Consider the following 21,958-nt stretch of genomic DNA (forward strand, 5'->3'; position numbering starts at 1 on the left):
GAGAACACCAAGAAAAGGGAACCGAGCCTCCCGCCGCCAGCCAGGTCAGCCGCGCAGCTTCTGCTGCGCCGAGGTCCAGCAAGCCGTTGTTCATTCCAACGCTTGCCGGACCTTTTTCGTGGCCGCCACCTCTACCCGTTCCTCGCGCTTCGAGCGCCCGTTCTCTTCCTCTTCCCGACCCGTGCGCGCTCGCCGCGCGCTGCTGCCCTGGCTGATCGCCAGCGGCTTCGGCGCCGCGGCGCCCGCCTGGGCCCAGCAGCCGCCTCCGCAGCAGGTCGCCGCGCTCGGCGAGATCGTGGTCAGCGGCTCGCGCTCCGAACAGGAGAAGGACGCGCTGCCGGTCAGCGTCGAAGTGCTCAACCGCGAGACCCTCGAGTCCAAGCAGATCAACGACATCCGCGACGCGGTGCGCGACCTGCCGAACGTCTCGGTCAAGCGCTCGCCGGCGCGCTTCGGGCTCGCCCAGGGCAACACCGGCCGCGACAACAACGCCGGCTTCAACATCCGCGGCCTCGACGGCAACCGCGTGCTGCTGCTGACCGACGGCATTCGCACGCCGCGCAGCTACGTCTTCAGCGCCAACGCCTTCGGCCGCGACTACTTCGACATCGGCCTGATCGAGCGCATCGAGATCCTCAAGGGCCCGGCCTCCGCGCTCTACGGCTCCGACGGCCTCGCGGGCCTGGTCAACTTCATCACGCGCGATCCGTCCTCGTTCCTGCGCGACGGCAAGAGCTTCGGCGGCAGCGCCAGCCTGGGCTACAGCGGCGACGACAACGGACGGCGCGCCGGCGTCACGCTCGCGGGCAAGCCCAGCGAGACCTTGCAGTGGCTGCTCTCGGCCAACCTCGGCCGCTCGCACGAACTCGAGAACCGCGGCAGCTACAACGCGCCCAATGCCGACCGCACCACGCCCAACCCGCAGCGCGACCGCAGCGGCGCGCTACTGGCCAAGGTCATCCTCACGCCCGATGCCGACCAGCGCCACGGCTTCACCTTCGAGCACATCGAGAAGACCAGCCGCTACGACCTGCTGTCGGGCCTCGCGAAGCCGCCCTATGCCTCGACCTCGGTGGTCGGCCTCAACGCCCGCACCGACCTGCAGCGCGACCGCTTCACCTACGATGGCCGGCTGCGGCTCGACTCGGTGATGGCCGACAGCCTGCAGGCCACGGTGAGCTACCAGAAGTCGAAGTCGCGCGAGTACATCTTCGAGGACCGCTTCAGCGCCGCCGACCGCTCGCGCGACGTCACCTACGACGAGAGCACCTGGCAGTTCGGCCTGCAGGCCGACAAGCTGGTGCGCACGGGGGACTGGGCCCAGAAGATCACCTACGGCTTCGACTACGCGCGCACCAACGTCGAGAACCTGCAGACCGGCCTGGTGCCGCCTGCCGGCGAGAGCTACCCGCTCAAGCGCTTCCCCGACACGCGCGAGACCTCCTCGGCCTTCTATGTGCAGGACGAGTTCATCCATGACCGCTGGAGCATCACGCCCGGCATCCGCTTCGACCGCTTCTCGCTCGACGCCGACCAGGCCGGCTTCAGCGCACAGGCGGTCTCGCTCTCGGGCTCGGCGGTCTCGCCCAAGCTCGGGGTGCTGTTCCGCGCCACGCCGCAATGGAGCGTCTACGGCAACTACGCCTCGGGCTTCAAGGCGCCCAACGCGTTCCAGGTCAACAACTTCTTCGAGAACACGATCTCGGGCTACCGCACGATCCCGAACCCCAACCTCAAGCCCGAGAAGAGCCAGAACGTCGAGCTCGGCGTGCGCGGGCGCACCGGCCTGCTGAACTTCGACGTCGCCGCCTTCAGCGGCAACTACAAGGACCTGATCGAGAACGACCGCCAGGTCGGCGGTGTGTTCGGCTCGCGAGTGAACCCGGCCACCTTCCAGTCGGTCAACATCGGCCGCGCGCGCATCAGCGGCTTCGAGGTCAAGGGCGAGCTCGACTTCACCGACAACGGCATGGGTTTCTCGGTGCCCTTCGCCTGGGGCCAGACGCGCGGGCGCGACCGCAGCAACAACCGGCCGCTGAACTCCATCGATCCGCGCAAGATCAACCTCGGCCTGGCCTACAAGGCGCCGGCCTGGTCGGTGCGGCTCGACGCGGTGCACCATGCGGCCAAGAAACGCTCCGACGTGGATTCCGCCGAGATCACCACCGGCGGCGTGCAGTTCCTCACGCCCTCGGCGACCACGCTGGACCTGAGCGCCCAATGGCGCATCAACCGCGACCTGCGCCTGAACGCCTCGATCACGAACCTCACGAACAAGCGCTACTGGATGTGGAGCGACGTGCGCGGCCTGACCTCCACCGCGCTGATCCGCGACGCCTACACGCAGCCGGGACGCAGCTTCAACGTCTCGCTCGTGGCCGACTTCTGAGCCACCGAATTCAACCCAGGAAGGACCACCAACGATGAATGCCGACGACATCCGCCACCGTTTCGCCGAGCTGCGCGCCAAGGGCATGCGCCACAAGGACGCCGCCGCGGCCATGGGGCTTGCCGAGGGCGCCGCGATCGCGGCCCATGTGGGCGCGCACGACAAGGCCCTGCACGCCACGCCGCTGCGCGGGCCGTGGCTGGCGCTGCTGCAGTCGCTCGAGGCCTGCGGGCCGCTGCTGGCGCTCACGCGCAACGAGACCACGGTGCACGAGAAGACCGGCATCTACGAGAAGCTCTCGGGCGGCGAAGCCATGGGGCTCGCGCTCGGCGAGGCGATCGACCTGCGGCTGTTCTTCAGCCGCTGGCACGCGGGCTTCGCGGTGGACGAGGCGGCCGCCAACCCCGGCGTGCCGTCCTCGCTGAGCCTGCAGTTCTTCGACGCGCACGGCCTGGCGGTGCACAAGATCTTCGTGCGCGAGGCCACCGACCGTGGCGCGCTGCAGGCGGTGATCGATGCGCATGCGGCGCCGGAGCTTCAGGTGGCGTTCAAGCCGGCCGAGCCCAGGCCCGTGCCGCGCGCCGACGCCGCCATCGACGCCGCCGCGCTGGCCGAGGCCTGGCGCGGCATGCAGGACACGCACGAATTCTTCGGCCTGCTCAAGAAGTTCGATGCCGAGCGCCAGCAGAGCTTCCGGCTCACCGAGGGCGAGTTCACGCAGCGCGCCGCGCTGCATGCGGTGGGCGACCTGCTGCAGGGAGCGGCCTTCAGCGGCACGCCGATCATGGTCTTCGTCGGCAGCCCCGGCTGCATCCAGATCCACACGGGGCCGGTGGTGCGCGTCGAGCCGATGGAGATGCCGGCGCGTGGCGACGCCGCGCCGATGCGCTGGCTCAACGTGCTCGACCCGGGCTTCAACCTGCACCTGCGCGAGGACCGCATCGCGAGCGTGTGGATCGTCGAGAAGCCCACCAGCGACGGCCATGTGACCTCGGTCGAGGCCTTCGACGGCGAGGGCGAGCTGATGGCGATGTTCTTCGGCGCGCGCAAGCCCGGCGTGCCCGAGCGTGAGGACTGGCGCAAGCTGGTGCGCGGGCTCGCGCGGTTGCCCGCGGCGGCACCGGCCGCCTGATCGCGCAGACGTTTTTCTCCTTGCCCCACGTTTTTTCTCCATGACCGAAGAACGCATCTCCCCCTCCCTCGTCCGCCGCCGCGACGCACTGCGCCTCGCCGCCGCGGCCTCGTTCGGCACCGCCGCGCTGCCGCTATTCGCCCAGTCGCCCGAGGCGAAAAAGCTGCCGCGGCTCATCACCGTGAGCGGCGCCATCACCGAGGTGGTGTACCTGCTCGGCGCCGAGGGCCAGCTCGTCGGCACCGACACCACCAGCCTCTATCCGGCCGCGGCGCGCGGCACGCCCAAGGTGGGCTACATGCGGCAGCTCTCGGCCGAGGGGCTGCTGTCGCTCAAGCCCGATGCCGTGATCGCCACCAACGAGTCGGGCCCGCCGGTGGTGCTCGACCAGGTGCGCTCGGCCGGCGTCAAGGTCGAGATCGTGCAGGCCGACCACAGCTGGGGCGAGGTGCAGCGCAAGATCCAGGTGGTGGGGCGCGCCGCGGCCCGCGAGGCGCAGGCGCGCGCGCTGCAGGCCGGGCTCGATGCCGAATGGGCGCAGGTGCAGCAGCGCGTGGCCGCCGCGCAGGGGCGCAAGCCGCGCGTGCTGTTCGTGCTCTCGCACAGCGCGAGCCCGCAGGTGTCGGGCGAGAAGACCGCCGCGCACGCGGTGATCGGCTATGCGGGCGGCGTCAATGCGCTCGGCGGCTTCGAGGGCTACCGGCCGATGACGGCCGAGGCCATGGCCACGGCCGCGCCCGACATCGTCATGACCAGCGACCAGAGCATCGAGGCCCATGGCGGCATCGAGCGCTTCTGGCAGCGGCCCGAACTGGCGCTCACGCCCGCGTTCAGGAAGCGCTCGCTGGTCACGCTCGACGCCTTGCTGTTGCTGGGCTTCGGCCCGCGCATGCCGGCGGCGATCGCCGAGCTGCATCCGAAGTTCATGGCCGCGGTGGCATGAGCCAGCGCTTCCCGCCGCGGGCCGTGCTGGCCGGCTGCGCGCTGCTGCTCGCCTTCGCGCTGGCGCTCGGCGCGGTGTCGGGCGCCTACGCGATCAGCCTGCCGCAACTCTGGAACGTGCTGAGCGCGCTGGGGCAGGGCGCCGCGGCCGACAGGTCGCCCGAATACCTGGTGTTCGTCAACATCCGCCTGCCGCGGCTGGTGCTCGGCGTGGCGGCCGGCGCGGGCCTGGGCATGGCGGGCACGCTGATGCAGGGGCTGTTTCGCAACCCGCTGGCCGATCCCGGCCTGGTGGGCATCAGCAGCGGCGCCGCGCTGGCGGCCGGCGTGACCATCGTGCTGGGCGCCTGGTTCATGCCGGTGCTGCCGCGCACGCTCGGCAGCTGGACGCTGGTGATGATGGCCTTCGGCGGCGGCCTCTCGGTCACCCTGCTGATCTACGCGCTGTCGCGCAGCGAGGGCGGCACGCGCATGGCGCTGATGCTGCTCGCGGGCATCGCGGTCAATGCGCTGGCGGGCGCGGGGCTCGGCTTCCTCAGCGTGATGGCCACCGACGAGCAACTGCGCAGCCTGCAGTTCTGGCTGCTCGGCAGCCTGGGCGGCGCGCGCTGGAGCGCGGTGATCCTGGTCGGCGTGGCGGTGCTGCTGTCCTGCGTGGCGGCGGCCTCGCTGGCCGCGCCGCTCAACGCCATCGCGCTCGGCGAATCGCAGGCGGCGCTGCTGGGCGTGGACGTGGAGCGCATCAAGCGGCGCGCCATCGTCGTCACGGCGGTGGCGGTGGGCGCCGTGACGGCCACCACCGGGATCATCGGCTTCATCGGCCTGATCGCGCCGCACTGGGTGCGCATGGTGGCCGGGCCCGACCACCGCGTGGTGTTGCCCGCCTCGGCGCTGCTGGGCGCTGCGCTGGTGCTGGTGGCCGACACGGTGGCGCGCACCGCGATGGCGCCGGCCGAGCTGCCGCTGGGCGTGCTCACGGCCTTCATCGGCGTGCCGATGTTCCTGCTGATGCTGCGGCATTTCCGGGGGCGCATATGAAGGCGCCGGACCTGAACCAGGGGCTGCACTGCGAGGATGCCGAGGTGCGCATCGGCGCCAAGGCGCTGCTCTCGCGGGCCACGGTGCAACTGGCGCCGGGGCGGGTGACGGCGATCCTCGGTCCCAATGGCGCGGGCAAGTCGACCCTGCTGTCGGTGCTGTCGGGACAGCGCGAGCCCACGGCGGGCCGGGTGCTGCTCGACGGCCGGCCGCTGCGCGCCCACGGCATGCCGGCGCTCGCGCTGCGGCGCGCGCTGATGCCGCAGGAAAGCGCGGTGGCCTTCGACTTCAGCGCGCGCGACGTGGTCGCGCTGGGCCGCTATCCGCACCGGCTGGCGCCCGCGCCCGACGAGGACGCGATCGTCGCCGCGGCGATGGCGCTGACGGACGTGTCGGCGCTCGCGCCGCGCGTCCTCAACACGCTGTCGGGCGGCGAGAAGGCGCGCGTGCACATGGCGCGGGTGCTGGCGCAGCTGTGGCATCCGCGCGCCGACGGAGCCGCGCGCTGGCTGCTGCTCGACGAGCCGACGGCCGCGCTCGACCTGGCCCACCAGCATGCCGCGATGCGGCTGCTGCGCGGCTGGGCCGGGCAGGGCGTCGGCGTTGTGGTGGTGCTGCACGACCTGAACCTGGCGCGGCGCTATGCCGACGAGGTGGTGGTGCTGGGCGTGCCCGATATCCCTGGGGGGTTGTGCCAGGGCCCGACCGGCGAAGTGCTGGCGCCCGCGCTGATCGAGGCGGTCTGGCGCATGCCGTGCCAGAGCGTGGTCGGCGCGGACGGGACGGTGCAGTACCTGTTCGGCTAGGACCGCGGACGGGCGGTCAGCCGGTCAGTAGGTCAGTAGGTCAGTAGGTCAGTAGGTCAGCCGCTCCGGCCGCAGCTCCTGCAGGATCGTGGTCGCGATCTCCTCGATCGACTTGGTGGTGGTCGAGAGCCAGCGGATGCCGGCGCGCCGCATCATGGCCTCGGCCTCGCTGACCTCGTGGCGGCAGTTCTCGATGCTGGCGTAGCGCGAATTCGGCCGGCGCTCGTTGCGGATCTCGCTGAGCCGCTCGGGCTGGATGGTCAGGCCGAAGATCTTCTTGCGGTGCGGCATCAGCGCCGGCGGCAGCTGGCGGCGGTCGAAGTCTTCCGGAATCAGCGGGTAGTTGGCCGCCTTCAGGCCATGCTGCATCGCCAGGTAGAGCGAGGTGGGCGTCTTGCCGCTGCGGCTCACGCCCACCAGGATGACGTCGGCGCCCTGCAGGTCGCGGTTGCTCTGGCCGTCGTCGTGCTGCAGGCTGAAGTCGATCGCGGCGATGCGGTCGTTGTATTCCTTGCTCTTGCTGACGTCGCTGAAGCGGCCGATGCGGTGGTTGGACTTCATCGCCAGCTCGATCTCGAGCGGGCGCACGAAGGTGCCGAACATGTCCAGCAGCATGCCCTTGCAGCCGGTTTCGATCACTTCCAGCACGTCCATGTTGGCCAGCGTGGTGAAGACGATCGGGCGCACGCCCTCGAGTTCGGCCGTGTGGTTGATCTGTCGCACCGCCTGGTGGGCCTTGTCGACCGTGTCGGTGAAGGGCAGCCGCACGTGGCGCGGTTTCATCTCGAACTGGGCGAGCACGGCGTTGCCGAAAGTCTCGGCCGTGATGCCCGTGCCGTCGGAAACGAAGAAGACAGTTCGTGTGTGCATGGTCTGGCGGTGTTGTCCTGCGACGCGCGCGGCCCCGGCGCGCCTACAATCCGCCCCATTATCGGGATTCCGCCCCTCGGCACCCACCGTATCTTTCCTTCCATGCCCACCGCGTCCGCACCCAAAGCAACGACAACGATCGTGCCGCGCCGTCCGCATGGAATGCAGCAGGTTTCAACTTCTGGAGCTTTCCCATGTCTGCACTTTTCGACGCGACCGCCCTGGTCGTACCGTTTGAAAACCTGAGAATGACCGACGTCGAGGCGGTTGGCGGCAAGAACGCCAGCCTCGGCGAGATGATCTCGCAACTGCCCCAGGGCGTGCGCGTGCCTACGGGCTTCGCGACCACCGCCCATGGCTTCCGCCAGTTCCTGGCCCACGATGGCCTGGCCGACAAGATCAGCAAGCGCCTGGCCGCGCTCGACACCGAGGACGTGCGCGCGCTGGCCACCGCCGGCGCCGAGATCCGCGCCATGGTCGAGGCCCAGCCGTTCCCGGCCGACCTCGAGAAGGCCATCCGCGACGCCTTCGCCGCCCTGAGCGCCGGCAATCCGCAGGCCTCGTTCGCCGTGCGTTCCTCGGCCACCGCCGAGGACCTGCCCGACGCCTCCTTCGCCGGCCAGCAGGAAACCTTCCTGAACGTCGTCGGCATCGAGGACGTGCTGCACAAGATGAAGGAGGTGTTCGCCTCCCTCTACAACGACCGCGCCATCAGCTACCGCGTGCACAAGGGCTTCGCCCACGACGTGGTGGCGCTGTCGGCCGGCGTGCAGCGCATGGTGCGCTCCGACCTCGGCGCGGCCGGCGTGATGTTCACCATCGACACCGAGTCGGGCTTCGAGGACGTGGTGTTCATCACCTCGAGCTACGGCCTGGGCGAAACCGTGGTGCAGGGCGCCGTGAACCCCGACGAGTTCTACGTCCACAAGCCCACGCTCAACGCCGGCAAGCGCGCGGTGATCCGCCGCAACCTGGGCTCCAAGCTGATCCAGATGGAGTTCGCCACGCCCGAGGAGAAGAAGGCCTCCGGCAAGCTGGTCAAGACCACCGACGTGAAGGCCGAGCAGCGCAACCGCTATTCGCTGACCGACGACGAGGTCGAGCAGCTCGCCAGGTATGCGCTGGTGATCGAGCAGCACTACGGCCGTCCGATGGACATCGAGTGGGGCAAGGACGGCACCGACGGCCAGATCTACATCCTGCAGGCGCGTCCCGAGACCGTGAAGAGCCAGCAGCAGGGCAAGGCCGAGCAGCGCTTCAAGCTGCTGGGCCGCGGCGCCGTGCTGGCCGAGGGCCGCGCGATCGGCCAGAAGATCGGCACCGGCCCGGTTCGGCTGGTCCACAGCATCAGCGAAATGGACAAGGTGCAGGCCGGCGACGTGCTGGTCACCGACATGACCGACCCGAACTGGGAGCCGGTGATGAAGCGCGCCGCGGCCATCGTCACCAACCGCGGCGGGCGCACCTGCCACGCGGCCATCATCGCGCGCGAACTGGGCATCCCGGCCGTGGTCGGCTGCGGCGACGCCACCGACCTGCTGAAGGACGGCACCCTGGTCACCGTGAGCTGCGCCGAGGGCGACACCGGCTACATCTACGACGGCCTGCTCGAGACCGAGGTCACCGAGGTCCAGCGCGGCGTGATGCCCGAGATCGACATCCAGCTGATGATGAACGTCGGCAACCCGCAGCTGGCCTTCGACTTCGCGCAACTGCCCAACCACGGCGTGGGCCTCGCGCGGCTCGAGTTCATCATCAACAACAACATCGGCGTGCACCCGAAGGCGATCCTCGACTACCCGAACGTCGACAACGACCTCAAGAAGGCCGTCGAGTCGGTGGCCCGCGGCCATGCCTCGCCGCGCGCCTTCTACGTCGACAAGGTGGCCGAGGGCATCGCCACCATCGCCGCGGCCTTCTGGCCCAAGAAGGTGATCGTGCGCCTGTCGGACTTCAAGTCGAACGAGTACCGCAAGCTGATCGGCGGCAGCCGCTACGAGCCCGAGGAAGAGAACCCGATGCTGGGCTTCCGCGGCGCGGCGCGCTACCTCAGCGAGGACTTCGGCCAGGCCTTCGCCATGGAATGCGAGGCGCTCAAGCGCGTGCGCAACGACATGGGCCTGACCAACGTGCAGATCATGGTGCCCTTCGTGCGCACGCTGGGCCAGGCCGAGCGCGTGACCGGCCTGCTGGCCAAGTACGGCCTGAAGCGCGGCGACAACGATCTCAAGCTGATCATGATGTGCGAGGTGCCGAGCAACGCCATCCTGGCCGACGAGTTCCTCGAGTACTTCGACGGCTTCTCGATCGGCTCGAACGACCTGACCCAGCTCACGCTGGGCCTGGACCGCGACTCGGGCCTCGAGCTGCTGGCGGCCGACTTCGACGAGCGCGACCCGGCCGTGAAAGCCATGCTGAGCCGCGCCATCAAGGCCTGCAAGGACAAGGGCAAGTACGTCGGCATCTGCGGCCAGGGCCCGTCGGACCATCCCGACTTCGCGCTGTGGCTGGCGGAGCAGGGCATCGAGTCGATCTCGCTCAATCCCGACAGCGTGATCGACACCTGGCAGCAGCTCGCCAAGCGCTGAGCCGGCGACCGACCTGCGGGAATCCCCATCGGGGGATTCCCGTGTCAGGCGGGTGCCCATCTTCGGGAATGGCGTTTCCGGTGTCAGACTCGTGAAATTCATCACGAAGCGGCGCGCACCGGCCTTCCTTCCGTGGCGCGCGGCGATCCCGCGCGCAGCGGGCGTCGGTCACAGCACCGTCGGGAGACACGCATGATTCTTGTCAAGACGGAGACCGGCCAGCAGGTCCTCAAGGACCGCTCGGTCCCGCTGTCGCCGCGGCAGCGCACCGCCTTCATCTTGTTCGACGGCAAGCGTTCGGTCGACGACGTGATCGCGGCCGGCGCGGGCATCGCGCGCGAGGACATCGACCAGATGGTCGCGCTGGGCCTGCTGAGCCCGCTGGGCGGCGCCGTCGCGGAAACGCCCGCGAGCTCCGCCGAGGGCGCGCCCAAGGCCGGTTCCGGCCGCAGCAGCCAGCAGCGCTACACGGACGCCTATCCCATCGCCACGCGGCTCACGGCCAGCCTCGGGCTCAAGGGCGTGCGGCTCAACCTGCAGGTGGAGGGGGCAGGGGGCTACGAGGACCTCGTGGCGCTGGCGCCGAAGATCCGCGCGGCGGTCGGGCCCGAGAAGGCCGAGCCGCTGGACCGGGCGCTCTACGACTGAATCTGGGCGGTCATCCGGGCCGCTCGAGCGCCCGATTTGGCGTTTCGCCAAAGATATGGCTACAATAGCCGGCTTTGCCTTGCCACACTGCGCCGACGCTGCGGGTGGCTTCAACCCCTTCTTCCGGGCAAAAAGCGGAAGAAGAAACCCACAAGGAGTGCCATGCGTCACTACGAAATCATTCTGCTGATCCACCCGGATCAAAGCGAGCAAGTTCCGGCCATGCTGGAGCGTTACAAGGGCCTGATCACGACCGGCGGCGGCAAGATCCACCGCGTCGAGGACTGGGGCCGTCGTCAACTGGCTTACCAGATCAACAAGCTCAACAAGGCGCACTACCTGTGCGTCAACATCGAAGCCGAACAGGCCGTGATGAGCGAACTGGAACACGCCTTCAAGTTCAACGACGCCGTGCTGCGCCACCTGACCGTTCAGAAGAAGAAGGCCGACACCGGTCCTTCGTCGATGATGAAGACGGTCGAGCGCGAAGAAGCCCGCAAGGCTCAACAGGCCGAATACGCCGCCGCCAACAACAACAACTGATGTCGGCGTGAGTGCTGCCGCTGCGGCAACCGGGGTCAACCAGCTTCTGCTGTCCGCCCATGTTGCCGAACTCGGTGCCTTGCGATTCACCCCGGCCGGTTTGCCCGCCATCGACCTGAAGCTCGAACACGAGTCGACCCTTCAGGTGGCGGGACAGTCCAGGCAGGTGAAGACGGCCCTCAAGGCCGTTGCGTTCGGCGCCATCGCCGAGCGGCTCGCAAAGCAGTCGATGGGAAGTCTCTGGCGATTCCAGGGGTTCCTCTCGACACCGGCCAACGGCAAGCTTCCGGTCCTGCACATCCAGGATTTTCAGCAAGATTAATTTTCGACAAGAGGTCCCACAATGGCCACGTTCAAGAAATTCAACAAAGACAAGCGCCCGAAGCGCAACACCCAGTCGCTGCTGTTCAAGCGCAAGCGTTTCTGCCGCTTCACCGTCGCTGGCGTCGAGGAAATCGACTACAAGGACATCGACACGCTGCGTGACTTCATCAGCGAAAACGGCAAGATCATCCCGGCCCGCCTGACCGGCACCCGCGCGATCTACCAGCGTCAGCTCAACACCGCGATCAAGCGCGCCCGCTTCCTCGCCATGGTCCCGTACAGCGACCAGCACCGCGTCTAAGAAGGAGACACAGCATGCAAGTCATTCTTCTGGACAAGGTCGTCAACCTCGGCACCCTCGGTGAAATCGTCAAGGTCAAGGACGGTTACGCCCGCAACTTCCTGATCCCGTCGGGCCGCGCCCGCCGCGCCACCGCCGCCAACAAGGCCGAGTTCGAAGCCAAGCGCGCCGAACTCGAAAAGGCAGCCGCTGCCAAGCTGGCCGAGTCGCAAGCCCAGGGCGAAAAGCTCGGCGGCACGACCGTCAAGCTGACGCAGAAGGCTGGCGTCGACGGCCGCCTGTTCGGCTCGGTCACCAACAGCGACATCGCTGAAGAGCTGGGCAAGCAAGGCTACAAGGTCGCGAAGTCGCAAGTTCGCCTGCCGAACGGCCCGATCAAGACCGTCGGCGACACCACCGTCAGCGTCTCGCTGCACACCGACGTGGTGGTCGACATCAACGTGACGGTCTACGGCGAAACCGCCTGATCGTTCCGGCGCGTCCTAGATGCGCTGCCAGAAGCCGCCTTCGGGCGGCTTTTGTTTTTTGTGCCCGCCGGCGGAAGTTGTCCCGCCCGCTGCACCGGAAGTTCACCTGTTATTCACAACCTTGTCCACGTGACGCCGCGGGGTGCGCGGGCTAGCATGGAGGGTTGCAAGGAAGCCCATGGCCGCCGTCTTCTCCTACGCCGACAACGATCCCTCCGACCGCCAGGTCGCGCAGCTGCGTATTCCGCCGCACTCGATCGAGGCCGAATCGAGCGTGCTGGGCGGCTTGCTGCTCGACAACACGGCCTGGGACCGCATGGGCGACCTGCTGGTCGACGGCGACTTCTACCGCCATGAGCACAAGCTGATCTTTGCCGCCATCGGCGGCCTGATCAACGGCAGCAAGCCCGCCGACGTGATCACGGTCTACGAGCAGCTGCAGACGCTCGGCAAGGCCGACGAGAGCGGCGGGCTGGTCTACCTGAACTCGCTCGCGCAGTACGTGCCGAGCGCGAGCAACATCCGCCGCTACGCCGAGATCGTTCGCGAGCGCTCGATCCTGCGCAAGCTGGTCTCGGCCAGCGACGAGATCGCGACCAACGCCTTCAACCCGCAGGGCAAGACGGTCGACAAGATCCTCGACGAGGCCGAGCAGAAGATCTTCAACATCGGCGAGGAAGGCACGCGGATGAAGCAGGGCTTCCAGAGCATGGATGCCCTGGTGGTCGAGCTGCTGGACCGCGTGACCGAGATGGCCGACAACCCGAACGACATCACGGGCGTTCGCACCGGCTTCTACGAGTTCGACAAGATGACCTCGGGCCTGCAGCCCGGCGACATGATCGTGCTGGCCGCCCGTCCGTCGATGGGGAAGACCTCGCTGGCGATCAACATCGCCGAGCACGTGGCGCTCAACGAGGGGCTGCCGGTGGCGGTGTTCTCGATGGAAATGGGTGCCTCCCAGCTCGCGGTGCGTATCGTCGGCTCGATCGGCCGCATCGACCAGGGCCACCTGCGCACCGGCAAGCTCACCGACGAGGAATGGCCGCGCCTGACCGAGGCCATCGAGAAGCTGCGCACCGTGTCGCTGCACATCGACGAGACCCCGGGCCTGTCGACCAGCGAACTGCGCGCCAATGCGCGCCGGCTGGCACGCCAGTACGGCCGCCTCGGCCTGATCGTGGTCGACTACCTGCAGCTGATGTCGACCAGCATGTCGGGCGACGAGAACCGCGCCACGGCCGTGGGCGAAATTTCGCGCGGCCTGAAGATGCTGGCCAAGGAACTCAAGTGCCCGGTGATCGCGCTGTCGCAGCTCAGCCGCGGCGTCGAGAGCCGCACCGACAAGCGCCCCATGATGAGCGACCTGCGCGAATCGGGCGCCATCGAGCAGGACGCGGACATCATCATGTTCATCTACCGCGACGACTACTACAACAAGGAGTCGAAGGAGCCGGGCGTGGCCGAGGTGATCATCAGCAAGCACCGGAACGGCCCGACGGGCACCGTCAAGCTGGCCTTCCTGAAGCCCCTCACCAAGTTCGAGAACATGGCGATGGGCAGCGACGACTTCTGAGAAGGCGTGAATGAACCTGCTGCGCGCCCCGATCTCGCATCTGCGGTCTCGCCGTACGTGAGTACGGCTCCAGTCCTCGACGCGACCTCGGGGCGCTCGCGACGGTTCCTTCACGCCTTCTGAGTTCTCGCGCCTTCAGCGCGGCTCGGTGGAGCGCGCGAGCGCGACGCCCGCATCGGGCGCGGTCGGAACGCCCTCGGGCCAGCTCTTCTGCAGCCGCTTCGCCTCGGCGGCCTCGGTCTTCACCTGGCGCAGCATGTCGGCCATCGTCTTGCCGGGCTCGTCGCGAAAGCGCTCGGCCAGCACTTCGACCGCGTCGATGCGGTCGATGCGAAAGCCGCGGAAGTCCTCGCGCAGCTCGCACCAGGTCGACAGCGTCCAGACCTTGCCCCAGTAGAAGCAGCCCAGCGGCCGCACCGTGCGCTCGCTGGGCTCGCCCGCCACGTCGCGGTAGACCAGGTGCAGCTTGTGGTGCGACTGCACCGCTTCGCGCAGCGTCTGCAGGCGTTCGCGCAGCAGGTCGCTCAGGCCCAGCGCGGGCGCGTAGAGCGCGAGCGCCTCGGCCGACACGCGTGCCGAAGGCGGCAGCACCGAGAGGATCTTGCCCAGCCCGGTCTCGATGTCGCGCGCCATCGCCGGGTCGACCCAGCTCTGCGCGAGCCGGGCCGCGGCCACCAGCGCCGAGGCCTCGTCCTGGGTGAACATCAGCGGCGGCAGTTCGAAACCCGCGCCGAGCCGGTAGCCCACGCCGGCCTCGCCCTCGATCGGCACGCCCTGGTGCTGCAGGTCGGCGATGTCGCGATAGACCGTGCGCTCCGAGACCTCGAGCCGCTCGGCCAGGAAGGCGGCCGTGGTCAGGCGCCGGCCGCGGATCAGCTGGACGATCTGGAACAGGCGATCGGCGCGGCGCATCAGCGCGTTCCCGCCAGCTTCTTCGCGAAGTCTTCGACGAAGTAGCGCTTGCCGCGCTGCACCACGGTGTGGCCCTCGGCCTCGAGCCGGGACATCTGCGCCTCGATGCCGCCGGGGTAGTTCGCATTGAGTTCGCCGCCGCTCTTGAGCGTGCGCCACCAGGGCACGGCGGCATCGCGCGCCGTCCCCTTGCTGCCGGCCGATTCCTCCACCGCGTGGGCCACCATGCGCGCGAAGATCGCCGTGGTCACGGTGCAGCCGATGCTGGCCTGGTGCCGCGCCGCGATGTCCTCGCCGATGCCGAAGACCGTGGCGAGCCGCCCTTCGGGCACATCGCGCATCGCCGCCTCGACCTCGGCCGGCGAAGGCGTGGCGATGGTGCCTTCGCCGCGCCGCGCGCGCAGCGCGTCGGGGATCGGCTTGACGCTCGGCAGGTGAGGGTAGCTGGCCAGTCGGTCGCGCCAGCGCTTCGGGGGGCTCATGAAACTCCGATGTGGATCGCCACCTTGTCCGGCCCGTCGTAGGCTTCGAAATCGCTGCGGTAGCGGCGCGCGATGTCCGGGTGCGCCTCGAAATACTGCCAGATGCGCTGCCAGGTGGCGATCACCATCTGCGGCATCTCGCCCTGGCCGTCGAAGACCAGGTAGTCGCCGGCCTCGATGGCCACGCTGTCCGCGCCGCCCGAGACGGCCACGCCCACCGTCACGTCGAAGGGGCCATGGGCATCGGATTCATAGGCGGCATAGACGCCGAAGATGCGCGTGTCGCCCGTGCGATGCGGCGTGGCTTCGTAGGTCTGCTCGCCGAAGAAGCGCCCCCACAGTGCGCCGATGCGGGCGGTCGCGGGGTCGTTCTCTTCGCGGTTGGTGGTGCGGACCGTGAGGCCTGCGACCGCGAAGGCGTCGTGATGTAGTCGCACGGGTTCCATGGGGGTCTTCTCCTGCGGAGGTGTTCGGGTCGTGTGGTTCAAAGCGCCAGTGTCTTCAGGTCGGCCTTCATGCAGCGCGCGATCAAGGCCATGTCGGCATCGCCGATGTCGAACAGGCCGAAGCGGAACTTGTAGCCCCATTGCTTCGGGTTCTCGATGAAGGCGAGGCGCTCGATCATCGGTGCGATCGGTGTCTCGTGCGCGACGGCATAGCGCACGTCGCGGCGCCAGGGCACGAAGCCGCCGCCCATGTCGAATTCGTAGACCTCGCCAGGCTGCACGATGCCGATCGACACGAAGCTCTGCAGCCTGTCGGTGCCGCCGAACACCGTGGCCGGCGAATAGTAGGCCACGCGGTCGCCCGCGGCGACCCGCCGGAGCGGGCCCGGTTTGCCGTGGCAGGTCTGCATGAAGCCCTGCGGTCGGTGGTCGCGCCCGCGCCGGGCATGCTCGGCGCTCGCGACTGCAATCCAGTTGCGCTGCGGCATGGCGCTTCAGGCGAGGGCGTGCAGGCCGACTTCGTTGCCTTCGGTGTCGCGCAGATGGGCAATGAAGCCCATGCCGGGCGGCAGCGCCGACTTGGGCGCCACGATCTGCCCGCCGGCCGCCTCGATGCGCGACAGCACGGCGTCGATGCTGGGTGCGCAGTCGAGGTAGATGCGGATGCCGGTGCCCGCCTTCGCCGCCCCCTTTGCGCCGGCTTGCAGGGCGCCGCCGGTCGCGGGATCGTCGTAGGGGAACACCGCCAGCGGGTCGCCGCCGAGGGTCTCGCGGCGCAGCTTGCGGCCGAGCACGGTTTCGTAGAAGGCCTGGGCACGGTCCAGGTCGGCGACGGGGATCTCGAACCAGCTGATGGTCTTGGACATGAAGGGCTCTCTTTCGTTGGTGATGAAGAGCCTCGATGGTGCGGACCGGCTCCTGACAACGTCTTGTCAGGAGCCTGTCATCGCGGGACGAAGAAAAGCCCGCGCTGCTCCGGGGAGCGGGCGCGGGCTTGGGGCCGACGAGGCGGTGTCTTAGAGCACGTCGCTCGCGAAATCGGCCAGTCGCGAGCGTTCGCCGCGCGCCAGCGTGATGTGCCCGCCGTGCGGCCAGCCCTTGAACTTGTCGACCGCGAAGGTCAGGCCCGAGGAGCCTTCGGTGAGGTAGGGCGTGTCGATCTGCGCGAGGTTGCCCATGCAGATGATCTTGGTGCCCGGACCCGCGCGCGTGATCAGCGTCTTCATCTGCTTGGGCGTGAGGTTCTGCGCCTCGTCGATGATCACGTACTTGTTGAGGAAGGTGCGCCCGCGCATGAAGTTCATGCTCTTGACCTTGATGCGGCTGCGGATCAGCTCGTTGGTGGCGGCGCGCCCCCATTCGCCAGCACCACCGCCGTCGCCCTTGGCGAGGAACTCGAGGTTGTCGTCGAGCGCGCCCATCCAGGGGCCCATCTTCTCTTCCTCGGTGCCGGGCAGGAAGCCGATGTCTTCACCGACGCTCACGGTGGCGCGGGTCATGATGATCTCGGTGTAGCGGCGGTCGTCGAGCACCTGCGTGAGGCCCGAGGCCAGCGCCATCAGCGTCTTGCCGGTGCCGGCCGTGCCGGTCAGCGTGACGAAGTCGATCTCCGGGTCCATCAGCAGGTTCATCGCGAAGTTCTGCTCGCGGTTGCGCGTGTTCACGCCCCACACCGCGTTCTTGCCCGAGCTGTAGTCCTTGAGCGTCTTGAGCACCGCGGTCTTCTCGCGGATCTCGGTGACGCGCGCATACATGCTCGGCTCGCCAGGCGCCTCGAAGAACACGAACTGGTTGATGTAGAGGTTGGGCACGATCGGACCGCTGATGCGGTAGAAGGTGCTGCTGCCGCTCTGCCAGCTCTCCACCGTCTTGCTCTGGCGGGTCCAGAAGTCGGGCGGCAGGGCGAGCGAGCCCGAATAGAGCAGGTCGCCGTCTTCCAGCGTCTTGTCGTTCTGGTAGTCCTCGGCGTCCAGGCCCAACGCGCGCGCCTTGACGCGCATGTTGATGTCCTTCGACACCAGCACCACCTCGCGCCTGGCGTGGTCGGGCGCTTCCTTGGCGTAGAGGTCGCGCAGCGCATGCACCACGCCGAGGATCTGGTTGTCGGCCTTGCCCTGCGGCAGGCTCAGCGGCAGCGCGTAGTCGAGCGGCTCGGTCTGGAAGAACAGCTTGCCGCCGGCCTCGCGATGGCCGGTGGTGTCGAGCTTCAGGCCCTTGGCGATGTCGGCGTCCTGCGCGGCGGCCAGGGCATCGAGCGTGCGGCTGGTCTGGCGGCCATTGCGCGCGACCTCGGTCGTGCCCTTCTTGTGGCCGTCGAGCTCCTCGAGCACGATCATCGGCAGGTAGATGTCGTGTTCCTCGAAGCGGAACAGGCACATCGGATCGTGCAGCAGCACGTTGGTGTCGAGCACGAAGAGCTTGGCGGGGCCGCTCGAGCGGCTGCGCTTGGGCTTCGGTGCCGGCTGCGGCGCGGGCGCCTCGGCACGCGGGGCTTCGGCCGGCGCCGAACGGGTCAGGGCCTGTTGCTGCTGTGGCGCCGGGGTGGGCGCGGGTGCCGAGCGGGGCTTGCGGCGGGGGCGGGCGGCCGGTGCCGGCGGGGCTTCGAGGCCGCCGCCGGGGACTTCGGCCGAATGCCGGTCGAACAGTTCCAGCGCTTGCGGTCCGCTCGGCGCCTCGGTGTCGGCGCGTGCATCGCCGGACCGGCGGGACCCCCTGTGCGAAGAACGGGCGGGCGCGTCAATCGCGTCCGGAGAAAGCAGTGCGGCACGTTTCGTGGGGGCGGGGGGCAATGGCATGTGTCAGGTCGCTCGCAAAAAGGTGGGAACCAGAAAACGAAAAAGCCGCCTGAAGACCCAGGCGGCTTTGTTCGGAGGATGCGGTCGTGGAGCTCAACAGCATGCGGCCATTATGCACACCGCCTCAGGGGCGTCAGGACCACTTTACGCCGTTCGTTGGACATTCCCCACGCGAAAGCGCAATTGCGCACGCCTGACACGTGGGTGAAACCTTCGACCGGGCGGACTCGGTGGCTCAGGCCGGCTTCTTCAGGGTCTTGACGGCCTTGAGGACTTCATCGACGTGGCCCGGCACCTTGAGGCCGCGCCATTCGGCCTTCAGGATGCCGTCGGCGCCGATCAGGAAGGTGCTGCGCTCGATGCCCTTGACCTTCTTGCCGTACATGATCTTGTTCTTGACCACGCCGAACATGTGGCACATCTTCTCTTCCGTGTCGGCGATCAGTTCGAACGGCAGCTCGAGCTTGGCCTTGAATTCGTCGTGCGACTTCATGTTGTCGCGCGAGACGCCGAACACAGTGGCGCCGGCTTTTTCGAAGTCCTTGTAGCGATCGCGGAATTGCATGGCTTCGGTCGTGCACCCCGGAGTGTTATCTTTCGGGTAAAAATACAGGACCAGGACATGGCCGAGGTGCGAAGTATTCGAAACCTTGAGGCCACCGGTGGCGTTGGCGTCGAATTCGGGAATGGGTTTGTTGACAACGATCGCCATGAAACTTGTTTTCTCCGTTTGTTTCCACTGCCCGAGCCTGCCTGTGTCGAGCTGAAGCGCCTTTCGGTGCCGCTCGCCAAAATCTCGGGTCCTCGGTTGATGGAAGATTGGTCGTTGCTAACTCTGGGTGCCCGGTGGCTCCCAAAAGGAGCGCGCCAGGCGGTTCGCAACCCGAGATTTTACCCCGAAAACCCCTCTCTCAGCCACCCTGGGGCCGCTCGACCAGCAGGGCCGCGACCACGTGCCGGCCTTCGCCGGCCAGGATGTTGTAGGTGCGGCAGGCCGCGGGGGTGTCCATGGTCTCCACGCCGGTGCGCTGGGCCATCAGGGGTTTGAGCCACGCGGGCTGCGGGAAGCGGATGCGCGCGCCGCTGCCGAAAATGACCAGTTCGGCGCCCAGCGCGGCCAATTGGGCGAAGTGCTCGGGACCCAGGTCCTCGAAGCGGCTGCAGTTCCATTCGAAGCGCTCGCCGCGCGAGCCGACGACCACGCTGCCCTCGACCTTTTCGTTGTTGATGGCGACCCAGCCCGGGCCGTGCGCGGTGAGGGTCTGGGTGTCGGATTTGTCGGGCTGGAGCTTCATCGGGGCACTGGGAACTGTGGTCAAATTATAGGTTTTCCCTAGTGACACGAGGCTCGCCAGGGCCTTTGCGGGCCGCGCGGCGATCCACGCAGTCTTCACACTTTCTTGCATGAACCGCGCCCGGGAGGGCCCTTTGAAGCAGCTCAGGAAATCGGCCAAGCTGGCCAACGTGCTCTATGACATTCGCGGTCCGATCATGGACGCGGCGAAGCAGATGGAGGAGGACGGCCAGAAGATCATCAAGCTCAACATCGGCAATCTCGCCGTGTTCGGCTTCGATGCGCCCGAGGAAATCCAGCAGGACATGATCCGCAACCTGCCCACCTCGGCCGGTTACTCGGACAGCAAGGGCGTCTTCGCCGCGCGCAAGGCGGTGATGCACGAGACGCAGAAGCAGGGCATCGCGGGCGTGACCCTCGACGACATCTACCTGGGCAACGGCGCCAGCGAGCTGATCGCCATGTCCACCAATGCGCTGCTCAACGATGGCGACGAGCTGCTGCTGCCGGCCCCCGACTATCCGCTGTGGACCGCCTCCACGAGCCTGTCGGGCGGCACGCCGGTGCACTACCTGTGCGACGAGGACAACGGCTGGATGCCCAACCTGGCGGACATCCGCGCCAAGATCACGCCGCGCACCAAGGGCATCGTGGTCATCAACCCGAACAACCCGACCGGCGCGCTCTATTCCGACGCGCTGCTCAAGAGCATCGTCGAGATCGCGCGCGAACACGGCCTCGTGATCTTCGCCGACGAGGTCTACGACAAGGTGCTCTACGACGATGTGAAGCACACGGCGATCGCCAGCTTGTCGAGCGACGTGCTCACGCTGACCTTCAATTCGCTGTCCAAGAGCTACCGCTCCTGCGGCTACCGCGCCGGCTGGCTCGTGGTGTCGGGCGACAAGCGCGCCGCGCGCGACTACATCGAGGGCCTGAACATGCTCTCGAACATGCGGCTGTGCGCCAACGTGCCCGGCCAGTGGGCGATCCAGACCGCGCTCGGCGGCTACCAGAGCATCAACGAGCTGGTGGGCGAGGGCGGCCGGCTGCGCCGCCAGCGCGACCTGGCCTACGAGCTGATCACCGCGATCCCCGGCGTGAGCTGCGTCAAGCCCAGCGCCGCGCTCTACATGTTCCCGAAGCTCGACCCGAAGGTCTACCCGATCGAGGACGATCGCCAGTTCTTCCTCGAGTTGCTGAAGGAAACCCGCGTGATGCTGGTGCAGGGCACCGGCTTCAACTGGGCCACGCCCGACCACTTCCGGATCGTGTTCCTGCCCCACGAGGACGACCTGCGCGAAGCCATCAACCGCATCGCGAAGTTCCTGGAGCAGTACCGCCTGCGCCGCAAGACGGAGTCATGAAAGCCGCCTGCGCCGCCGCGGCCCTGTCGCTCGCCGCGTTGTCCGCCTCGGCCGCCGGGCCGGCCGCCAAGGCGCCGGTGTCCTTCACGCACAACGACTGGGAACTGGCCTGCGACAACACGCGCACCTGCCGCGCGGCTGGCTACCAGTCCGAAACCGGCGCCAACGAGCCGGTCTCGATGCGCATCACGCGTGCCGCCGGGCCGGGCACCGCGCTCGAGATCGACCTGCAGATCGGCACCGAGGACGTCAAGGGCCCGTTGCGCCTGACGGTCGGCAAGGCCGTGGTGCCGGGCCTGAAGAACGATGCCCTGAGCCTCGATGCCGCCCAGATCCGCGCCGTGCTGCCCGAGCTGCTCAAGGTCGACAGCGCCAAGCTCACGGCCGGCGGCGGCCGCGAATGGCAGCTCTCGCTCTCGGGCCTGAACGCCGTACTGCTCAAGATGGACGAGGCCCAGGGCCGCATCGACACTCCCGGCGCGCTGGTGCGCCCCGGCGGCAAGGCCGAATCGACGGTGCCGGCGGCCGTGCCCGCGCCCGTCGTGCGCGCGGTCCAGCCCGCGAAGCCGAAGCCCGGCGACGACGCCCTGGCCGCGCGCATCTTCCCCTCGCTCGACCTCAAGAAGGCCATCGAGTACTGCAACAACAGCGAGAAGGTCGACCCGAAGTCGCTCGAGGTGCATCGCCTCACCGGCACCAGGGTGCTGCTGTCGCTGGGTTGCGGCATGGGTGCCTACAACTACTCCAGCCTGCAATGGCTCGCCAACGACAAGCCGCCCTATGCGCCGGTCGCGCTCGAGGCCAACGGCGAGTACGACGACAAGGACGCCAGCATCACCTCCAGCTTCAAGGGCCGCGGCATCGGCGACTGCTGGTCCAGCGAGACCTGGCATTTCGACGGCCAGGGCTTCGTGCGCACGGCCGCCGAGAGCGACCAGATGTGCCGCGGTTTCGCCGGCGGCGCCTGGTCGCTGCCGCGCTACGTCAGCCGCGTCGTGAGCGCCGCGCCGTCCACCACCCCATCCAAACCATGAACGC

The 21,958-nt window shown here is 68.1% G+C and carries 23 protein-coding genes; 14 read left to right on the forward strand and 9 right to left on the reverse strand.

Annotated elements, in window-relative coordinates:
* Window positions 1-118: 118 nt before the first annotated feature.
* From R0232_RS12215 to R0232_RS12235, 5 genes are read left to right on the forward strand one after another with little or no spacing between them, the layout of a single operon-like run.
* Window positions 119-2,389, forward strand: coding sequence for a TonB-dependent hemoglobin/transferrin/lactoferrin family receptor (locus tag R0232_RS12215; protein ID WP_431512258.1), 2,271 nt, complete (start codon window positions 119-121; stop codon window positions 2,387-2,389).
* Between the two features lie 34 nt (window positions 2,390-2,423).
* On the forward strand, window positions 2,424-3,521 hold the full coding sequence (locus R0232_RS12220; RefSeq protein WP_431512259.1) for a hemin-degrading factor: 1,098 nt from the start codon (window positions 2,424-2,426) through the stop codon (window positions 3,519-3,521).
* A 40-nt stretch (window positions 3,522-3,561) separates the two neighbouring features.
* The gene (locus tag R0232_RS12225) at window positions 3,562-4,464 is read left to right on the forward strand and encodes a heme/hemin ABC transporter substrate-binding protein (RefSeq protein WP_431512260.1); all 903 of its coding nucleotides are present in this window, start codon (window positions 3,562-3,564) and stop codon (window positions 4,462-4,464) included.
* Window positions 4,461-5,501, forward strand: a complete 1,041-nt coding sequence (locus tag R0232_RS12230) for a FecCD family ABC transporter permease (RefSeq protein WP_431512261.1) — start codon at window positions 4,461-4,463, stop codon at window positions 5,499-5,501. The genes R0232_RS12225 and R0232_RS12230 overlap by 4 nt, the downstream gene beginning before the upstream one ends.
* Entirely contained in the window at window positions 5,498-6,307 is an 810-nt protein-coding gene (locus R0232_RS12235) for a heme ABC transporter ATP-binding protein (protein ID WP_431512262.1), read from the forward strand. Before R0232_RS12230 ends, R0232_RS12235 begins: the two co-directional genes overlap by 4 nt.
* Before the next feature lie 48 nt (window positions 6,308-6,355).
* Here the strand turns inward: R0232_RS12235 and ppsR are convergent, their stop codons facing one another.
* A complete protein-coding gene (gene ppsR, locus R0232_RS12240; RefSeq protein ID WP_057595986.1) occupies window positions 6,356-7,177 on the reverse strand; it encodes a posphoenolpyruvate synthetase regulatory kinase/phosphorylase PpsR in 822 nt (273 codons plus the stop codon).
* A gap of 194 nt (window positions 7,178-7,371) precedes the next feature.
* Here ppsR and ppsA point away from each other — a divergent pair, with 194 nt between their 5' ends.
* From ppsA to dnaB, 7 genes are all read left to right on the forward strand, one after another.
* Window positions 7,372-9,765 (forward strand): phosphoenolpyruvate synthase, encoded by a 2,394-nt coding sequence (gene ppsA / locus R0232_RS12245; protein WP_296778058.1) that lies wholly within the window; start codon window positions 7,372-7,374, stop codon window positions 9,763-9,765.
* Between the two features lie 192 nt (window positions 9,766-9,957).
* Window positions 9,958-10,413 carry a hypothetical protein gene (locus tag R0232_RS12250; protein WP_431512263.1) on the forward strand — a complete coding sequence of 152 codons (456 nt, stop codon included), beginning with the start codon at window positions 9,958-9,960 and terminating at the stop codon, window positions 10,411-10,413.
* A gap of 162 nt (window positions 10,414-10,575) precedes the next feature.
* Entirely contained in the window at window positions 10,576-10,956 is a 381-nt protein-coding gene (gene rpsF / locus R0232_RS12255) for a 30S ribosomal protein S6 (RefSeq protein ID WP_057595983.1), read from the forward strand.
* A gap of 7 nt (window positions 10,957-10,963) precedes the next feature.
* Complete coding sequence (gene priB / locus R0232_RS12260; protein WP_093342982.1) at window positions 10,964-11,278, forward strand: primosomal replication protein N; 315 nt, start codon at window positions 10,964-10,966, stop codon at window positions 11,276-11,278.
* A gap of 21 nt (window positions 11,279-11,299) precedes the next feature.
* The gene (gene rpsR, locus R0232_RS12265) at window positions 11,300-11,581 is read left to right on the forward strand and encodes a 30S ribosomal protein S18 (RefSeq protein ID WP_007830781.1); all 282 of its coding nucleotides are present in this window, start codon (window positions 11,300-11,302) and stop codon (window positions 11,579-11,581) included.
* 14 nt (window positions 11,582-11,595) lie between these two features.
* Window positions 11,596-12,048, forward strand: a complete 453-nt coding sequence (rplI, locus tag R0232_RS12270) for a 50S ribosomal protein L9 (RefSeq protein WP_093342980.1) — start codon at window positions 11,596-11,598, stop codon at window positions 12,046-12,048.
* 178 nt (window positions 12,049-12,226) lie between these two features.
* A complete protein-coding gene (gene dnaB, locus R0232_RS12275) occupies window positions 12,227-13,624 on the forward strand; it encodes a replicative DNA helicase (protein ID WP_093342979.1) in 1,398 nt (465 codons plus the stop codon).
* A gap of 135 nt (window positions 13,625-13,759) precedes the next feature.
* Here the strand turns inward: dnaB and R0232_RS12280 are convergent, their stop codons facing one another.
* The 8 genes from R0232_RS12280 to R0232_RS12315 form a co-directional block, all read right to left on the reverse strand.
* Entirely contained in the window at window positions 13,760-14,536 is a 777-nt protein-coding gene (locus R0232_RS12280; RefSeq protein ID WP_296778050.1) for a helix-turn-helix transcriptional regulator, read from the reverse strand.
* Window positions 14,536-15,018: a 6-O-methylguanine DNA methyltransferase gene (locus tag R0232_RS12285; protein ID WP_431512264.1), complete on the reverse strand. Its 483-nt coding sequence runs from the start codon at window positions 15,016-15,018 to the stop codon at window positions 14,536-14,538. Before R0232_RS12285 ends, R0232_RS12280 begins: the two co-directional genes overlap by 1 nt.
* A complete protein-coding gene (locus R0232_RS12290) occupies window positions 15,015-15,464 on the reverse strand; it encodes a GyrI-like domain-containing protein (RefSeq protein WP_208511181.1) in 450 nt (149 codons plus the stop codon). Before R0232_RS12290 ends, R0232_RS12285 begins: the two co-directional genes overlap by 4 nt.
* A gap of 38 nt (window positions 15,465-15,502) precedes the next feature.
* On the reverse strand, window positions 15,503-15,952 hold the full coding sequence (locus R0232_RS12295; RefSeq protein WP_296791532.1) for an EVE domain-containing protein: 450 nt from the start codon (window positions 15,950-15,952) through the stop codon (window positions 15,503-15,505).
* 6 nt (window positions 15,953-15,958) lie between these two features.
* Window positions 15,959-16,330, reverse strand: a complete 372-nt coding sequence (locus R0232_RS12300; protein ID WP_208511180.1) for a VOC family protein — start codon at window positions 16,328-16,330, stop codon at window positions 15,959-15,961.
* Between the two features lie 150 nt (window positions 16,331-16,480).
* On the reverse strand, window positions 16,481-18,259 hold the full coding sequence (locus R0232_RS12305) for a PhoH family protein (RefSeq protein WP_431512265.1): 1,779 nt from the start codon (window positions 18,257-18,259) through the stop codon (window positions 16,481-16,483).
* Between the two features lie 235 nt (window positions 18,260-18,494).
* Window positions 18,495-18,971: a peroxiredoxin gene (locus R0232_RS12310; protein WP_057595862.1), complete on the reverse strand. Its 477-nt coding sequence runs from the start codon at window positions 18,969-18,971 to the stop codon at window positions 18,495-18,497.
* Between the two features lie 199 nt (window positions 18,972-19,170).
* Window positions 19,171-19,554 carry an Mth938-like domain-containing protein gene (locus R0232_RS12315; protein WP_093342966.1) on the reverse strand — a complete coding sequence of 128 codons (384 nt, stop codon included), beginning with the start codon at window positions 19,552-19,554 and terminating at the stop codon, window positions 19,171-19,173.
* Window positions 19,555-19,687: 133 nt separating this feature from the next.
* Here R0232_RS12315 and R0232_RS12320 point away from each other — a divergent pair, with 133 nt between their 5' ends.
* Window positions 19,688-20,920: a pyridoxal phosphate-dependent aminotransferase gene (locus R0232_RS12320; protein ID WP_431512266.1), complete on the forward strand. Its 1,233-nt coding sequence runs from the start codon at window positions 19,688-19,690 to the stop codon at window positions 20,918-20,920.
* On the forward strand, window positions 20,917-21,954 hold the full coding sequence (locus R0232_RS12325; protein ID WP_431512267.1) for a DUF1176 domain-containing protein: 1,038 nt from the start codon (window positions 20,917-20,919) through the stop codon (window positions 21,952-21,954). Before R0232_RS12320 ends, R0232_RS12325 begins: the two co-directional genes overlap by 4 nt.
* Window positions 21,955-21,958 lie beyond the last annotated feature (4 nt).

It is taken from the genome of Variovorax sp. DAIF25 (genome assembly GCF_050711835.1).
In the GTDB taxonomy this organism is placed as follows: Bacteria; Pseudomonadota; Gammaproteobacteria; order Burkholderiales; family Burkholderiaceae_C; genus Variovorax.

Excerpts from the sequence above, each read along its gene's own strand:
- dnaB (WP_093342979.1), top strand. The coding sequence starts at position 12,227 with ATGGCCGCCGTCTTCTCCTACGCCGACAACGATCCCTCCGACCGCCAG.
- R0232_RS12290 (WP_208511181.1), bottom strand. The coding sequence starts at position 15,464 with ATGGAACCCGTGCGACTACATCACGACGCCTTCGCGGTCGCAGGCCTC.
- R0232_RS12305 (WP_431512265.1), bottom strand. The coding sequence starts at position 18,259 with ATGCCATTGCCCCCCGCCCCCACGAAACGTGCCGCACTGCTTTCTCCG.
- ppsR (WP_057595986.1), bottom strand. The coding sequence starts at position 7,177 with ATGCACACACGAACTGTCTTCTTCGTTTCCGACGGCACGGGCATCACG.
- R0232_RS12295 (WP_296791532.1), bottom strand. The coding sequence starts at position 15,952 with ATGCCGCAGCGCAACTGGATTGCAGTCGCGAGCGCCGAGCATGCCCGG.
- R0232_RS12280 (WP_296778050.1), bottom strand. The coding sequence starts at position 14,536 with ATGCGCCGCGCCGATCGCCTGTTCCAGATCGTCCAGCTGATCCGCGGC.
- rpsF (WP_057595983.1), top strand. The coding sequence starts at position 10,576 with ATGCGTCACTACGAAATCATTCTGCTGATCCACCCGGATCAAAGCGAG.
- R0232_RS12310 (WP_057595862.1), bottom strand. The coding sequence starts at position 18,971 with ATGGCGATCGTTGTCAACAAACCCATTCCCGAATTCGACGCCAACGCC.
- R0232_RS12230 (WP_431512261.1), top strand. The coding sequence starts at position 4,461 with ATGAGCCAGCGCTTCCCGCCGCGGGCCGTGCTGGCCGGCTGCGCGCTG.
- R0232_RS12285 (WP_431512264.1), bottom strand. The coding sequence starts at position 15,018 with ATGAGCCCCCCGAAGCGCTGGCGCGACCGACTGGCCAGCTACCCTCAC.
- R0232_RS12235 (WP_431512262.1), top strand. The coding sequence starts at position 5,498 with ATGAAGGCGCCGGACCTGAACCAGGGGCTGCACTGCGAGGATGCCGAG.
- rplI (WP_093342980.1), top strand. The coding sequence starts at position 11,596 with ATGCAAGTCATTCTTCTGGACAAGGTCGTCAACCTCGGCACCCTCGGT.
- R0232_RS12325 (WP_431512267.1), top strand. The coding sequence starts at position 20,917 with ATGAAAGCCGCCTGCGCCGCCGCGGCCCTGTCGCTCGCCGCGTTGTCC.
- ppsA (WP_296778058.1), top strand. The coding sequence starts at position 7,372 with ATGTCTGCACTTTTCGACGCGACCGCCCTGGTCGTACCGTTTGAAAAC.
- R0232_RS12315 (WP_093342966.1), bottom strand. The coding sequence starts at position 19,554 with ATGAAGCTCCAGCCCGACAAATCCGACACCCAGACCCTCACCGCGCAC.
- R0232_RS12225 (WP_431512260.1), top strand. The coding sequence starts at position 3,562 with ATGACCGAAGAACGCATCTCCCCCTCCCTCGTCCGCCGCCGCGACGCA.
- rpsR (WP_007830781.1), top strand. The coding sequence starts at position 11,300 with ATGGCCACGTTCAAGAAATTCAACAAAGACAAGCGCCCGAAGCGCAAC.
- R0232_RS12300 (WP_208511180.1), bottom strand. The coding sequence starts at position 16,330 with ATGTCCAAGACCATCAGCTGGTTCGAGATCCCCGTCGCCGACCTGGAC.
- R0232_RS12250 (WP_431512263.1), top strand. The coding sequence starts at position 9,958 with ATGATTCTTGTCAAGACGGAGACCGGCCAGCAGGTCCTCAAGGACCGC.
- R0232_RS12220 (WP_431512259.1), top strand. The coding sequence starts at position 2,424 with ATGAATGCCGACGACATCCGCCACCGTTTCGCCGAGCTGCGCGCCAAG.